Source organism: Kribbella antibiotica (genome assembly GCF_004349055.1).
Taxonomy (GTDB): domain Bacteria; phylum Actinomycetota; class Actinomycetes; order Propionibacteriales; family Kribbellaceae; genus Kribbella; species Kribbella antibiotica.
Window position 1 is genome coordinate 50093 of record NZ_SMKX01000004.1, and the last position, 14355, is coordinate 64447.

Annotated in this window: 9 protein-coding genes; 7 read left to right on the plus strand and 2 right to left on the minus strand. The window is 67.0% G+C overall.

From position 1 onward, the window contains the following. Positions 1-50: 50 nt before the first annotated feature. Both E1263_RS02245 and E1263_RS02250 read left to right on the plus strand, forming a co-directional pair. On the plus strand, positions 51-6278 hold the full coding sequence (locus E1263_RS02245) for an RHS repeat domain-containing protein (protein WP_132164785.1): 6228 nt from the start codon (positions 51-53) through the stop codon (positions 6276-6278). Further along, on the plus strand, positions 6229-6486 hold the full coding sequence (locus E1263_RS02250) for a hypothetical protein (RefSeq protein ID WP_132164787.1): 258 nt from the start codon (positions 6229-6231) through the stop codon (positions 6484-6486). The genes E1263_RS02245 and E1263_RS02250 overlap by 50 nt, the downstream gene beginning before the upstream one ends. A 14-nt stretch (positions 6487-6500) precedes the next feature. Here E1263_RS02250 and E1263_RS02255 read toward each other — a convergent pair whose 3' ends face one another. Continuing rightward, the gene (locus E1263_RS02255) at positions 6501-8480 is read right to left on the minus strand and encodes a glycogen debranching N-terminal domain-containing protein (protein WP_132164789.1); all 1980 of its coding nucleotides are present in this window, start codon (positions 8478-8480) and stop codon (positions 6501-6503) included. A gap of 42 nt (positions 8481-8522) precedes the next feature. On the opposite strand from E1263_RS02255, the gene E1263_RS02260 reads away from it, so the two are divergent. The 4 genes from E1263_RS02260 (at position 8523) to E1263_RS02275 (ending at position 11865) form a co-directional block, all read left to right on the plus strand. Then, positions 8523-9008 carry a DUF456 domain-containing protein gene (locus E1263_RS02260; RefSeq protein ID WP_132164791.1) on the plus strand — a complete coding sequence of 162 codons (486 nt, stop codon included), beginning with the start codon at positions 8523-8525 and terminating at the stop codon, positions 9006-9008. Positions 9009-9071: 63 nt separating this feature from the next. Next, a complete protein-coding gene (locus E1263_RS02265; protein WP_132164793.1) occupies positions 9072-9611 on the plus strand; it encodes a hypothetical protein in 540 nt (179 codons plus the stop codon). A gap of 65 nt (positions 9612-9676) precedes the next feature. Then, positions 9677-10378, plus strand: coding sequence for a response regulator transcription factor (locus E1263_RS02270; RefSeq protein WP_132164795.1), 702 nt, complete (start codon positions 9677-9679; stop codon positions 10376-10378). Next, entirely contained in the window at positions 10378-11865 is a 1488-nt protein-coding gene (locus E1263_RS02275) for a sensor histidine kinase (RefSeq protein WP_132164796.1), read from the plus strand. The genes E1263_RS02270 and E1263_RS02275 overlap by 1 nt, the downstream gene beginning before the upstream one ends. Here the strand turns inward: E1263_RS02275 and E1263_RS02280 are convergent. Next, on the minus strand, positions 11837-12745 hold the full coding sequence (locus E1263_RS02280) for a LysR family transcriptional regulator (protein ID WP_132164797.1): 909 nt from the start codon (positions 12743-12745) through the stop codon (positions 11837-11839). The genes E1263_RS02275 and E1263_RS02280 overlap by 29 nt on opposite strands. An 82-nt stretch (positions 12746-12827) precedes the next feature. On the opposite strand from E1263_RS02280, the gene E1263_RS02285 reads away from it, so the two are divergent. After that, positions 12828-14027 carry an MFS transporter gene (locus tag E1263_RS02285; protein WP_132164798.1) on the plus strand — a complete coding sequence of 400 codons (1200 nt, stop codon included), beginning with the start codon at positions 12828-12830 and terminating at the stop codon, positions 14025-14027. The last annotated feature ends 328 nt before the right edge of the window (positions 14028-14355 follow it).

Consider the following 14355-nt stretch of genomic DNA (forward strand, 5'->3'; position numbering starts at 1 on the left):
TCGAATGCCAGCCTTGCCTGGTCCCCCCACCGACATCCGGAGGTTTCTCCATGCCCGCCCACCCCGGTCGCCGGCGATCTCGCCGGTTCGCCCTGCCGCGCGCAGGTCTGATACTGGCTGCAGCGATGTCGCTGACAGCCGGTATGCAGGGCCAAGCCGCGCAGGCAGTTGCCAGCGAGCCCAAGAAGGACAACGAACCCCACACCACCAAGCTGGAGTCCGTCCCCGGCAAGAAGGTCGCGGTCAAACCGCGCCCGGTCGACGCCGGCGCCAAGTCGGACGTGACCAAGCGGCCGGAGGTCAGCTGGCCCGCCGCCGGGTCCACCGAGGTTCAGCCTGCGGTCTCCGCGACCGACCCGCAGTTCACCTTTGGGCCCGCTGCGCCCACGCAGGTCTCCCCCACCGAGCTCGCCAAGGGCAAGGCAGGCGCGCTCCCCATCTGGCTGTCCGCTCCCGCACCGGCCGCCGGTAAGACGGCTTCGGCCGCGGCAGACGCCGTACCGGCGAAGGTGAAGGTCGAGTCACTCGGCCGCCAGGGAAACCAGTTCATCCTCAAGCTGAACCGTGCCGACAACGTGGCGAAGACCGGGCAGACCCGGCTGACCGTTGCCTATGACCAGTTCCGCAACGCCTTCGGTGCCGACTACGCGCTCCGGCTCAGGGTCTTCCAGCTCCCCGCGTGTGGCCTGAACAAGGCAGCCCCGGGGCCGGACTGTACGCCGAAGCTCCTGAAGACGATCAGGACCGCGACCGGTGCCCTCAGCGCCGACGTACCGGTTGCTCCGGCGGGCTCTTCCGAAAGCACCTTCGCCGTTGCCGCGGTGGCTGCCAGCAGCGCCGGAGACTACAAGGCGACCGATCTGAAGCCGCAGGCCACCTGGACCGCCGGTGGCTCGTCGGGCGACTTCAGCTGGAGCTACCCGCTCAAGACGCCGCCGGCCCTCGGCGGACCCTTGCCGCAGGTCACCATCGGCTACTCCTCCGGCGGTGTCGACGGCCGGACCTCGGCCACCAACAACCAGCCGTCCTGGGTCGGTGAGGGCTTCGAGTTCGCGCCCGGTGGCTCGATCGAGCGCCGCTACGCGTCCTGTGGCTCGAAGACCGAGCAGACCGGTAACAACGGCAAGAACCCGACCGGCGACCAGTGCTGGGCCACCGACAACGCGACGTTCACGCTGAACGGCGCGGGCGGCGAGCTCGTCAAGGACGACGCCACCGGCGAGTGGCACGCGCGCCAGGAGGACGGGTCGACGATCCGCCGCCTGACCGGTGCCAACAACGGCGCCAAGGACGGTGAGTACTGGGAGCTGACCAGCAAGGACGGCACCAAGTACTACTTCGGTCTGAACCGCCTCCCGGGCTGGGACAAGCCCGAGCCCGCGGACAAGCCGGAGACCAGATCAGTCTCCACGCTGCCGATCTTCGGCAACCACTCCGGTGAGCCCTGCAACAAGGCGGCGTTCGCCGACTCCTGGTGCACGCAGGCCTACAAGTGGGCCCTCGACTACGTCGTGGACCGCAACGGCAACACGATGAGCCTGTTCTACGACCAGGAGACCAACAACTACGCGCGCAGCATGACCGCGACCAAGGTCAGCAACTACACGCGGGCCAACAACGTCAAGCGGATCGAGTACGGCCAGACCGACGGCAACGTCTACCAGACCAAGCCGGTCGCGCAGATGCTGTTCACCACGACCGAGCGCTGTATCGCGTCAGCGACCTGTGCCCCGGCCGACTACGTGGACACGCCGCTGGACCAGGAATGCACCTCGACCACCAACTGCAACAACAAGTTCAACCCGAGCTTCTGGACGAAGAAGCGGCTGACCAAGGTCACCACCCAGGTCTGGCGCGCCGGCGAGAACAAGTTCGGCGACGTCCAGCGCTGGGACCTGCGGCAGTCCTTCCGCGACCCGGGTGACGGTACCCGCGCCGGGCTCTGGCTGGAGGGCATCACCGAGGCCGGTCTGGCCGGCGAGCCCGCGCAGATGCCGGAGACCAACTTCGACAGCATCCAGCTGGCCAACCGCATCGTCCCCGTCGGTGACAACCAGCCGCCGATGAACTGGCACCGGATCAGCTCGGTCAACTACGGCACCGGCGGCCAGATCAAGGTCACCTACGCCCCCGCCGACTGCAAGACCGGCGACGTCCCGGCGAACATCGACGAGAACACCCGGCGTTGTCACCCGCTCAAGTGGACGCCCGACAACGGCACCGAGCGAACCGACTGGTTCAACAAGTACGTCGTCTCCCAGGTCGTCGAGACCGACCGGCTGGCCGACACCCGGCCGACCGTCATGAAGATCGACTACCTGTCGAACCCGGCGTGGCGCAAGGACGACGAGGACGGTCTCGTCGAGATCGGCATGAAGACCTGGTCGCAGTGGCGCGGCTACAGCCTGGTTCGCGTGACCAAGGGCGACGGCTCCGACGGCCCGCAGACCGTGACCGAGACCCGCTACTTCCAGGGCATGGACGGCGACCAGAAGTCCGACGGCACGATCAAGCACCCGGTCATCACCGACTCCAACAACAAGTCCGTTCCCGACCTGGCACCGCTGTCCGGTCAGGCCCGCGAGCAGACCACGTTGAACGGCACCGAGATCGTCGACCGCACGATCACCGACCAGTGGGTCTCCCCACCGACCGCCACCCGGGTCAAGACCTGGGGCACGGTCAAGGCCTACCAGGCCCAGAACGGCGGTAACACCCAGGTCCAGACCGTCGCCGGCGGCGGTCTGCGCAAGCTGGCCGCGCAGAACAACTACGACAACGACGGCGTCCTGAAGTCCAAGTACGACGCCAACGACGTCACCACCGCGGCCGACGACACCTGCACCTACTACGAGTACGCGAGCAACGCGGGCGAAGGGATCGGCGAGCTGGTCAAGCGCGAGTACGCCGTGGCGACCGCCTGCGACCAGCCGTACACCAAGGAGCAGGTGATCAGCGACCAGCGCACCTACTTCGACGGTGCGACGGACGTCAACGCCGTACCGACCAAGGGCAACCCGACCAAGACCGATCGCGTCGCCAGTTACGACTCGGCCGGTAAGCCCGTGTACGACGAGCAGTCGAAGCTGGAGTACGACACGCTCGGGCGGGCGACCAAGGCCATCGACGCGGAGGGCGCGGTCAGCACGACCAGCTACTTCCCGGCCAACGGCGGACCGGTCACGCAGCGCGTGCTGACCAAGCCGAACGGCCACACCACGACGACGGTGGTCGACCCGGCCTTCGGCGCAGAGGTTTCGGTCACGGACCAGAGCGACCGCAGCAGCGAGGCGACGTACGACGGCTTCGGGCGGCTCCTCAAGGTCTGGCTGCCCGGCCGGACCGGCTCGGCCGCGAAGCAGAGCAAGTCGGCGGGCAAGGCCTTCACGGCCGACAACGCCGTGATCCCGAACATGGAGTACGAGTACCGGGCCGGCATCGACAACGGCGCCAGCACGGTGATCACCAAGAGCCTGCAGAGCGACGGAAGCGTCAACGAGACCTACGAGCTGTCGGACGGCCTGTTCCGGCCGGTGCAGAAGCAGGAGACCGCCCCCGGTGGCGGCCGGACCGTCACCGAGAGCTGGTACGACTCCCGGGGTCTGCTCGTCAAGGAGAACGGAGCGTACTGGAACGCGCAGCCGGTGACCGAGGACCTGTTCCACGGTGACCCGAACGTCATCCCGACCCAGAAGCTGATCACGTTCGACGGGGCCGCGCGGACCACCGAGGAGACCTTCAAGTCCGCGAAGACGGTCAAGTGGAGCACCAAGCGGAAGAACTCGGCCAACGAGGAGACGGTCGAGCCGCAGCAAGGTGAGCAGGCGACCACGAAGGTCACGAACGGCGACGGCAAGCTGATCGAGCTGCGCCAGTTCAAGGGCCAGACGGCGACCGGTACCTTCGACAAGACGTCGTACAGCTACAACACCCGCGGGCTGCCGACCCTGGTCACCGACGCGGCCGGCAACAAGTGGAGCTGGGAGTACGACGTCCAGGGCCGCAAGACCAAGGAGGTCGACCCGGACCGTGGCACGTCGACCTTCACCTACAACGACCTCGACCAGCTGGTCACCTCCAAGGACAACCGCGGGACGACGCTCGAGTACGGCTACGACCTGATCGGGCGCAAGACCACCATCACCGAGGTGCCCACGACGGGTCCGAAGAAGCTGATCTCGGAGTGGACCTACGACAACACCCCGGTGATCGGCCAGACCGGCGCGGTGGCCAAGGGCAACATCAGCTCGACCACCCACTGGGTCGACGGGCAGCCGTACACGACGAAGGTGTCCGGGTACGACAAGAGCGGTAAGCCGCTCGGACAGGAAGTCGTCATCCCGGCCTCCCAGGGCGCCCTGGCCGGTACCTACAAGTTCGCGAACACCTACAAGGAAGACGGCGAGGTCGCGACGACCTCGATGCCGGCGCTCGGCGGGCTGCCGTCGGAGACCCTGCAGTACGGGTACAACGACAAGGACCTGCCGACCACCCTGGGCTCGGAGATCTCGAGCTACGTGACCGGTACGGCGTACACCCCGATGGGTGAGGTCTCGTCGTTCGTGCAGAAGGGGACCGGTGGCAAGTCGGTCACCCAGGAGTTCGACTACGAAGCCGGCACCCGGCGGATGAACAAGATCACCACGTCCAAGGAATCCTCCGACGACCCGGTCTCGATCGTCCGGTACGCCTTCGATGCCACCGGCAACATCACGAAGATCACCGACGCCGGTGTGGAGACCGACACGCAGTGCTTCACCTACGACCACCTGCGCCGGCTCACGTCGGCGTGGACCCCGGGCAGCGGTGACTGCGCGGCAGCTCCGACCAAGGACACGTTGGGCGGACCGGCGCCGTACTGGCAGGGCTGGACGTTCGACGTGACCGGTAACCGCAAGACCGAGACCCGGACGAGCGCCACCGGCGCCACGACGGCGACGTACAACTACCCGGCAGCCGGCCAGCCGCGGCCGCACGCGGTGCAGTCGGTGGTCACCACCGGTGGCGCCGGCGGGACGAAGACCGACAACTACAGCTACGACGAGAGCGGCAACCTGAAGACCCGCAATCTGAACGCCGCGGGGATCGAAACCTTCGACTGGGACGCCCAGGGCGAAATGGTCAAGGTCGACGGCGCCGGCAAGACCACCGAGGTCATCAACAACGCCGACGGCGAGCGGATGATCCGCAAGGATCCTTCGGGTGTCACGCTCTACCTCCCGAACGACAACGAGGTCGCTCTCAAGGCCGACGGGTCGCTCACCGGGACCCGGTACTACAAGCACGGCCAGCAGACGGTCGCGGTCCGGGTCGGCGCCAACCAGCTCAGCTGGCTCGGGGCGGACCACCACGGCACCTCGACCACGGTCATCGACAACACCCCGGCCCAGAACGTGCAGCGCAAGCGGCTCGACCCGTACGGCAACCTGCGCGGCGTCGCGCCGGCTGCGTGGCCGGGACAGCGTGGCTTCGTCGGCGGGACCAACGACCCCAGCACGGGTCTGGTCCATCTGGGAGCGCGCGAGTACGACCCGTCCACCGGACGGTTCATCTCGGTCGACCCAGAGGCCAACTACTCCGATCCGCAGACGATCAACGGCTACTCGTACGCGAACAACAGCCCGATCTCGTTCTCGGACCCGGACGGCAACTCCTGGTTCAGCAGCGTGGTGTCGTCGATCGGCAGCGCGATCAAGACCACGGTCGAGCAGGTCGCGACCCGCGTCGCCGAGACGATCAAGGTGGCCGTGCCGATCCTGGCGCCGGTGATCAACATGATCCAGGACCCGGTCGGGACCTGGAACAAGATCACCACCTTCGTCAACACGATCAAGGAAGTCACCAAGACGATCATCAAGACCAAGATCGTGCCGATCATCAAAGAAGGTCCAGGTCTTCGTCGCGAAGGCCAAGGTGGTGGCCAAGACCATGGTCGCCACTGCGAAGGACAACATCAAGAAGGGGTGGAACGCCGGAGTCGCGGCGTACAAGGCCGTCAACAAGGCACAGGCCGACATGTGGAAGAGCGTGGGCAACAGTGTCAAGAACTGGGCCCAGTCCGAGATGGGGCGCAAGATCCTGCACCTCGGGGCCAACTTCGCCAGCGGCCTTCTCGCCGGTGTCGTCGTAGGCCTGGCCTGCGGGCCGGCTGCGCTGATCTGCGGTGCGCTGGTCGGGATGGCCGCCGGCGGCGTGATCGGCGCCGGCCTGAACAGCGGCGTGGCAGCCATGACCGGGGAGAAGATCACCCCGGGCAAGGTGGCCGGATGGTTCGCTGAGAACGCATCACCGGCCAGAGCCATCGCCGGTATGCGGAAGGTCACCGGAACGGGCACCGGAGACATCCTCAAGGCCAGCTTCCGTGGCGGGTTCAAGCCGGGCCAGGCGGCCAACAACGCCAAACAAACGTTCTCGGAGGCCATCATGACACCGAAGAACTGGGGAATCCCGAGCCGGTTCGACCCGGCGAAGTACGCCCCGAAGTAGCAGTCCTGCAGTACTCAGCTGAAACGGTGCTGGAGGTCCTTCGGGGCCTCCAGCACTGCTGCTTTCCCGTCCCCCCACTCGACCGTGAGCGGCGCGCCGGCCACCGTCAGCCCGTCGAGTCTCAGCTCGGACCACGGCAGCGACGGCGCCGGATTGATCGTCATCGTTCCACCGGGCACATCCGGCTCGATCCCCAGCGCAGCAACGAGAACGGCCACCACCGATGCAGCGGCCCAGGCTTGCGGACGACACGATCCCGGGTACGGCGTCGGCCGCGTCTCCGCGGTCACCCCGCGGCCGCCGTACAGCTCGGGGAGGCGGTAGTCGAAGCTCTCGGCGGCCCGGACCAGACCAGCCAGCAATGACGAAGCGACGTCGTCGTGGCCGGTGGCGTACAGGCCTTGGACGGTCATGGCCGTGTCGTGCGGCCAGATGCTGCCGGTGTGATAGCCGACCGGGTTGAACCGGGACATCTCCGTCGACAGTGTCCGGAGACCGAAGCCGCTGTCGAGATCGGGCGCACCGAGAACATCGGCCACGCGCTGTTCTTCGTCTGCGTCGAGGAGGCCGGTCCCGAGGAGATGACCCATGTTCGATGCCCGGCCGACCACGGCGTTCTTGGCGCCGTCGAGAGCGATCGCCGGGTAGCCGTCCACCCAGAACGCACTGCGGAAGCGCTCCTGGAGCGCCGCGGCCCACAGCCGCCACTCGTCACCGGCCTCACCGAAGGCTTCCAACAACTCAGCACCCCGTATGGCGGCTGCATACGCGTAGCCCTGGACTTCGCACAACGCGATCGGAGCCGTGGCGATCGTGCCGTCAGGCCATTGCACCGAATCGTTCGAGTCCTTCCAGCCCTGGTTGGCCAGGCCGTGACCGGATTCGTCGACGTACTCGAGGAAGCCGTCGCCATCCGGATCCGCGTAGTCCCGCATCCATTCGAGTGCGCGCCGGACGTTGGGCAGCAGCTCGCGCACCTCATCGGCCGGCATGCCCCAGCGCCAGGCCTTGTGCAGTGTGGTGATCCACAGCTGGGTCGCGTCGTGCGTCCCGTAGTAGACCGGCGGCAGGACGAAGTCCGTCCCGTGCTCGGCGGCCTCGGCACGGAGCTCGTGCGGGATCTTGCCGGGCTGCTCGGCGGTGTCGACGTCAACCTTCGTCCCCTGCCAGTTCGCGAGCACTCGCAGCGTGCCGGCCGCGAGCTCCGGATCGACCGGAATCAGCATTCCCGCGGAGATCAACGAGTCCCGGCCGAACAGGGTCAGGTACCAAGGTGGGCCGGCGGCGAGGTAGCGATCGCCGCCAACTGCCAACTGCAGCGCCCGAACGTCGTCCAGAGACCGGGCGAACCAGCGCCCAACTCGGTGATCACTACAGTGAACACTCGCGGTGTACAGAATTGTGTTCACCGGTGGGTCGATATCGAAGCCGCTCACCGACCGTGGGGCGGAAGCGATCACTTTAATGATCATCGTGAACTTCTCCCCCGGTTCGAGCTGCGCTGTCGCAGTCGGTCCGGGATCCAGCTCGGCGGTGACTCGCGCGCCCTCATTCTCCCAGTAGAGACGGCCCAAATCGTCGTACTGGGGGTGCAGAGTGGGCAGTGTCACGGCGCTGCTGTTGCGCACCTGAACGATGCCCGCGAGATCGGTGCCCAGGGCAACTTCCAGCGCGAACGTCAGCGTCTCCCGGGAGTTGTTTACCAGGGTGATGTGCTCAGTCATGCCGTCCCGGCCGACCTCGCGCCGGCGGTAGAGCAACGCGGTCTCTTCCCTGTCGACCTTCGCGACGTACACATGCGTCGACGCGCTCTGCTCATCCACCTGCAGCGGAATCGGCTCGACCCCGTCAACGGTGACCACCAGTCTGGACAGCATCCGGCGGTCGCGCGCATACACACCTTCGGTGCCAGAGCCGGTGATCTGACCTGAGCGCGGCGACAGAGCCACCCAGGGAGCAGCGAGTGCAGTGACCAAATCGTGCAACTGGGACATGCCTCCACCCTAAAGGCGCCCGCCGTACGGCAGAGTGTCCATGTGAACACTGCAATGACCGTCCTCGTCGGTGTGGCGATCTTCGTCGGCATCCTCGGCATCGTGATCCCGGTGCTGCCCGGAGCCATCCTGAGCCTGGCCGCGATCCTGGTGTGGGCGATCGTGGAACGTAGTGCCACCGGGTGGATCGTGCTGGCCGCGGCCGTGGTCCTGATCGGGGCCAGCCAGGTGGTCAAGTACATCGTTCCCGAACGGCGGCTCCGCGAGTCCGGCGTACCGCGTCGCTCGATGATCATCGGTGTCCTGCTGGGCATCGTCGGGTTCTTCGTGATCCCGGTGGTCGGCATGTTCGTCGGCTTCCCGCTCGGCGTCTACGTGTCGGAACGCCAGCGCCTGAAGACCCACACGGCAGCGTGGACCTCCACCAAGCACGCTCTGCGCGCGACTGGTCTCTCGATCCTGATCGAATTCATCGGTACGGCGCTCGCCGCGGCAGTGTGGTTGGTCGCCGTACTGTTCCTGGTCTGATTGCCAGGGTTTTCTCAGCCGCACCGGAGCCTCGTCTCAGGCCTGCGAGGGAGTCTGGACCGCATGGCAATGTTCAGAAATCTCTCAGCCAAACGCTGGCGCATCGCAGGCACCATCGCCGCCGTCGCCGTCACCACCACGGCAGGCGGTGTCGCCTGGGCCGCAACCAGCGCCGACCCGCCCCCGACCGCCGCACCGTCCACTCCTGGTGAGCAGCCGGCCGGTCCTAGCAAGGGCCCGGGCGGAGGTCCTGGCGGTCCCGGCAGGTTCTTCGGCCAGGGCGGCGCGCTGCACGGCGAGTTCGTCGTGAAGAAGGAGGGCGGCGGCTACCAGACCGTGGCCACCCAGACCGGCGAGGTCACCGCGGTCAGCAAGGACTCCATCACTCTCAAGAGCGAAGACGGCTACAGCCGCACCTACACACTGACCGAGGACACGCTGGTCAACGCAGCCCGCGACGGCATCGACGATGTCAAGACCGGTAACAAGGTCACCGTTTCCGCCATCGTCGCCGACGGCAAGGCCACCGCCAGCAGCGTCAACGACGGCACGGTTCGCAAGGCAGCGGGCGAAAAGTGGGGCTTCCACCGGGGTCCGCGCTAAAGACTCACAGCGGATTGCCAGGAATCTGCCAGGGTCACCATGGGTAACAGCGGCAGACTGTGGGCATGAGCCCGCATCTCCTGGTGGTCGACGACGAGCCGAACATCGTCGAACTGCTGTCCGCGAGCCTGCGCTTCGCAGGGTACGACGTGTCCACGGCCAGCCACGGCGCCGAAGCGCTCCGCAAAGCGCGGGAGGTGCAACCCGACCTGGTCGTACTGGACGTGATGATGCCCGGCCTGGACGGGTTCGAGGTGGTCCGGCGGTTGCGGGGTGAGGATCGGCATGTGCCGGTGTTGTTCCTCACCGCACGCGACGCCGTCGAGGACAAGGTCCTCGGGCTGCAGACCGGCGGCGACGACTACGTCACCAAGCCCTTCAGCCTGGACGAACTGGTCGCCCGCGTCCGCGCCCTGCTGCGCCGCTCCGGTCACCGCGAGCAGACCGCGACAGAGTCCGCCGTACTGCGATATGCCGATCTCGAGCTCAACGAGGACAGCTACGAGGTCTTCAAGTCGGGCGAGGCGGTGCAGTTGTCGCTGACCGAGTTCAAGCTGCTGCGGTGCTTGCTGGAGAACGCGGAGCGCGTGATGTCGAAAGGCCAGATCCTGACCGCGGTCTGGAACTACGACTTCGCCGGCGACGCGGGCGTGGTCGAGTCCTACATGTCGTATCTTCGCCGTAAGGTCGACACCGGCGACCAAAAGCTGCTCCACACCGTCCGCGGGGTCGGCTACGTCCTACGCACCCCGCGAGGTCCCAGCTGATGCTCAACCACCGTAGATTCACCGAGCGCTATCCGCTCCGGGTCACCATCGTCGTAGTACTGCTGACGCTGGTGGCACTCGCCCTGGTCGGCTCCGGGGTCGTCGCAACCACCATCCTGCGCGGCTACCTGGTCGACAAGGTGGACACTCAGCTGTCACAGGTTGCAACACCCTTCGCGAACGGCCGTGGCGGGCCCTTCGGCAACGGCGGGCCAGGCAAGGGACGGCCGCTTCCCAGCCAGTTCCTGGTCCAGCTCAACCTGCCGAACGGCAGCCCCGTCCCTACCGGGCCTTTTCGGGCGCCGCTCCGGGAGGGCGAGGTTCCGCCGAAACTGCCTGCCCTCGACGTCGACCAGATCCGCGCGTTGAAGGGCAAGCCGTTCAACGTAGCCGCAGTCTCCGGCAGCGACACCTGGCGGGTCCTCGCGGTGCCGCTCGACGACAACTCCGGGTCGGTCATGGTCGCTCAGAACCTGCATGACGTCGATCGAACCGTGCAGCGGCTCGTGGGCATTCAGGCTGCCGCGGGGCTCATCCTGCTGGTGCTACTTGCCGGCGTCGGCACCTACGTCGTACGGCGAAGCCTGCGCGGACTCGAAGATGTCGAGCACACCGCGGTCGCCATCGCCGGTGGTGATCTCGGCCGGCGGATCCCGGAGCGCGACCCTCGGACCGAGGTCGGCCGGCTGTCGCTCGCGCTGAATCAGATGCTCGTCCAGATCGAGAACGCCTTCGCCCAGCGCACCGCCTCCGAGTTCGCAGCTCGGATCTCCGAGGAGACTGCCCGTCGATCCGAGGAGGACGCGAAGCAGTCCGAGGACCGCATGCGGCGATTCGTGGCGGACGCCTCCCATGAACTCCGCACTCCCCTGACGTCGATCCGCGGGTTCGCCGAGCTCAGCCGCCAACGCGGTGTAGTCGAGCCGGATGTGATGAAGCGGATCGAGGACGAGGCCAAGCGGATGGGGCTGCTCGTCGACGACCTGCTACTGCTCGCTCGCCTCGACCAGCAGCGGCCGCTGCAGCTGGAGGCGGTCGACCTCCTGCCCGTCGCCGCTGATGCACTGCACAACGCGCAGGCCATGCAGCCCGAACGCAACATCTCGCTGAAGATCCTGCCCGACTCCGAAGCCCCCGTCGTACCGGGTGATGAAGCGCGTCTCCGCCAGGTCCTCGGGAATCTCATCAGCAACGCGCTGCACCACACCCCCGTCGACGCGCCGATTCTCGTCTCGGTCGGGACGCGCGGGCGCGACGCCGTACTGGAGGTCAGCGATACCGGTCCAGGCCTCACGCCGGAGCAGAAGGCTCGCGTGTTCGAACGCTTCTACCGAGCCGACTCGGCCCGAACCCGTACGACGGGCGGCTCCGGACTCGGCCTGTCGATCGTCGCCGCGCTGGTCGCCGCGCACGCTGGGCGGGTGATCGTCACCGATACCGAACCGCACGGCGCGACGTTCACCGTCCTGCTGCCGCTGCCCAGCTAGCCGAAACCTCGGCGGCGATCTCGCGGGAGATCTCGATCGCTCGCACAGCCAGTGGCGACTGCGCTGCGTTGGCCGGCCAGTGGAGGTAGATGCCACGGGTCGGCGCCGGCTCCAGAGGATGCAGAGCGAGCCGCTTGTCGGAGCGCGCATCGGCGCCGTACAGGGCGAGCCAGGGCAGCGCCGTCCAGCCCAACCCGGCTCGGACCATCGACAGGATCGTCTCGTTGCCAGGAGTGCGGAACGCGATCTCCGGACGCGCGCCCGCCGCAACGGCCGGCTCCATCCACACCTGGTCGCACGTCTCGTGACAGCCAATCATCGGTCGGCCGTCCAGCGCGGTCAGGGCAACCGGCCCGGCCGGGAGGTCGCCGGGGCGTGCCACCAACAGATACGGGTCGTCGACCAGTCTGAGTTGCTCGACGCCATCGTCGAGCGGACGGTCGTAGAACAGCAGATCGAGGTCACCGATCTGTGGCGTTTCGGCCGGCATATCGATCAGCTTGATCTCGCAGCCGGGCTGCTCGGCACGCAGCCGGCCGATGAGCGGCGGCAGGATGACGTGGGACACGCTCTGGAAAGTGCCGATGTCGATCCGCCCACCGCCGGCCTTGAAGCGGTCGATGGCATCGGAGAGCGCGTCTGCTTTGGCCAGCAACTCGCGTCCCTGCTCAAGCACCACACTGCCCAGCGGCGTCAGCCGGACCGGCCGCGGACCGCCTGGCCGCTCGAAGAGCGCTCCCCCGACGGACCTCTCCAACCCGGCCACCTGCTGGCTGATCGTCGATTGCGTGTAGCCGAGGCGGGCGGCCGCGCGACCGAACGTGCCCTCCTCGACGATGGCAGCCATCGTCACCAGGTGCCGTAGTTCCACGTCGACCATGATTTGACTATAGACCAGAGCGATTGCCTTGATCGGAAACAATCGCTTTTCACGATGTCCTCGCGGCTCTAGCGTCGAAGACATGACAACCAGGTTGGTACGTGGACTGATGGCCACCCGCTTCGTGAGCCAAGCCGGTGGTGTGGCGAAGTCGTTCCTGGTCCTCTACCTGACCCAGGAACGCGGGATCTCACCGACGACGGCCGGTGCGGTGATCGCGATGATCGGTGTCGGCGACATCGCTTCCCAGCTGCTCGGCGGTTGGCTGAGCGACCGGATCGGGCGTCGCCGGACGATGCTGATCGGCTTCCTGGGCGGAGCTGCCGCCTTGATCGCGCTCGGCGCGGCGACCGCTCTCCCGGCAATCTGCACGGCGGCGCTCGGTGTGGGCCTGATGGGAGAGCTTTTCCGGCCGGTCAGCTCGGCCGCAGTGGCCGATTTGCCTCCCCAGGAACGATTGTCAGCCTTTGGCCTGCTGTTCTGGGCGGCGAATGTCGGCTCCACGGTCGCCACAGTGGCTGCTGGAGTCCTTGTCCGGCAGGGATATGGGCTCCTGTTCTGGGTCAACGCCGGCGCTGCGCTCGTGGCAGCGATGATCGTCTGGTGCTGCGTCCCTGAGACCCGGCCGGTGCGCTCAGCTGAGCCCCGGCGAGCGCTGTTGCCCGTCCTACTGCGCGACCCGGTGATGGTCGCCATGACAGCAATCCACATCGTGTACTTCGCCATGTTCGTGCAGGTGTTCTCAACACTCCCGCTCATCATGGCCGGCGACGGGCTCGGCCCCGCCAAGTACGCCGCAGTGCTCGCACTGAACGGAATAGTGATCATCACGGTCCAGCCGCTCGCGGTCCGCCTGCTCAAGGGCCGCGACACCGCAACTGCTCTGGCCGTCTCCATGCTCCTGGCCGGCATCGGCGGTGGGCTGACTGCCGTCGTACAGGGTGGTGCTGGTTATGCCACCGCAATCCTGCTGTGGACGCTCGGCCAGATCGGTGTCTCGGTCCTGTTCGGCGCCACCTTCGCCAGCCTCGCCCCACCCGACCTCCGCGGCCGCTACATGGGCGTCGCCAACGCCACCTGGAGCGTCGGCGCCGTACTGGGCCCCCTGCTCGGTACGGCGCTCCTGGCACACGCCGGCCGCACCACCCTCTGGCTGGTCAGCTCAGCCCTCGGACTGACGCTGGCTATCGCGGTGCGGCGCCAAGCAGGATCCCTGCGAGCACGCGCCACCGCGAAAACTCCTCTCGCGACTGACACCACCCTGCATCCGGCCATCGACTGAACCGACTATGTCGCCGGCAATCGCTATCCACCGACACACTCCTTCCACTCGACGCCTCGGCGCCCAGTGGGTTCACTCGCGAGCGCCCAGTGGGTTCAGTGGCGGGAGGACGGTGGGTTCACTCGGCGAGCTCATAGGTCCAGGGGCGCACCGCGCTAAAGGCCATCGACCGAACGGACTGGGTCGCCGGTAATCGATATCCAGCGACACACTCCTTCCACTCAATGCGTTCGGCGCCCAGTGGGTTCACCCGCGGGGTGAGCCCGATAGGTTCGCCCAGTGGGTTCACTCGGCGAGTTCACCAGATCCAGTGGCACCACCCTGCCGG

Excerpts from the sequence above, each read along its gene's own strand:
- E1263_RS02245 (WP_132164785.1), top strand. The coding sequence starts at position 51 with ATGCCCGCCCACCCCGGTCGCCGGCGATCTCGCCGGTTCGCCCTGCCG.
- E1263_RS02250 (WP_132164787.1), top strand. The coding sequence starts at position 6,229 with ATGACCGGGGAGAAGATCACCCCGGGCAAGGTGGCCGGATGGTTCGCT.
- E1263_RS02255 (WP_132164789.1), bottom strand. The coding sequence starts at position 8,480 with ATGTCCCAGTTGCACGATTTGGTCACTGCACTCGCTGCTCCCTGGGTG.
- E1263_RS02265 (WP_132164793.1), top strand. The coding sequence starts at position 9,072 with ATGGCAATGTTCAGAAATCTCTCAGCCAAACGCTGGCGCATCGCAGGC.
- E1263_RS02270 (WP_132164795.1), top strand. The coding sequence starts at position 9,677 with ATGAGCCCGCATCTCCTGGTGGTCGACGACGAGCCGAACATCGTCGAA.
- E1263_RS02275 (WP_132164796.1), top strand. The coding sequence starts at position 10,378 with ATGCTCAACCACCGTAGATTCACCGAGCGCTATCCGCTCCGGGTCACC.
- E1263_RS02280 (WP_132164797.1), bottom strand. The coding sequence starts at position 12,745 with ATGGTCGACGTGGAACTACGGCACCTGGTGACGATGGCTGCCATCGTC.
- E1263_RS02285 (WP_132164798.1), top strand. The coding sequence starts at position 12,828 with ATGACAACCAGGTTGGTACGTGGACTGATGGCCACCCGCTTCGTGAGC.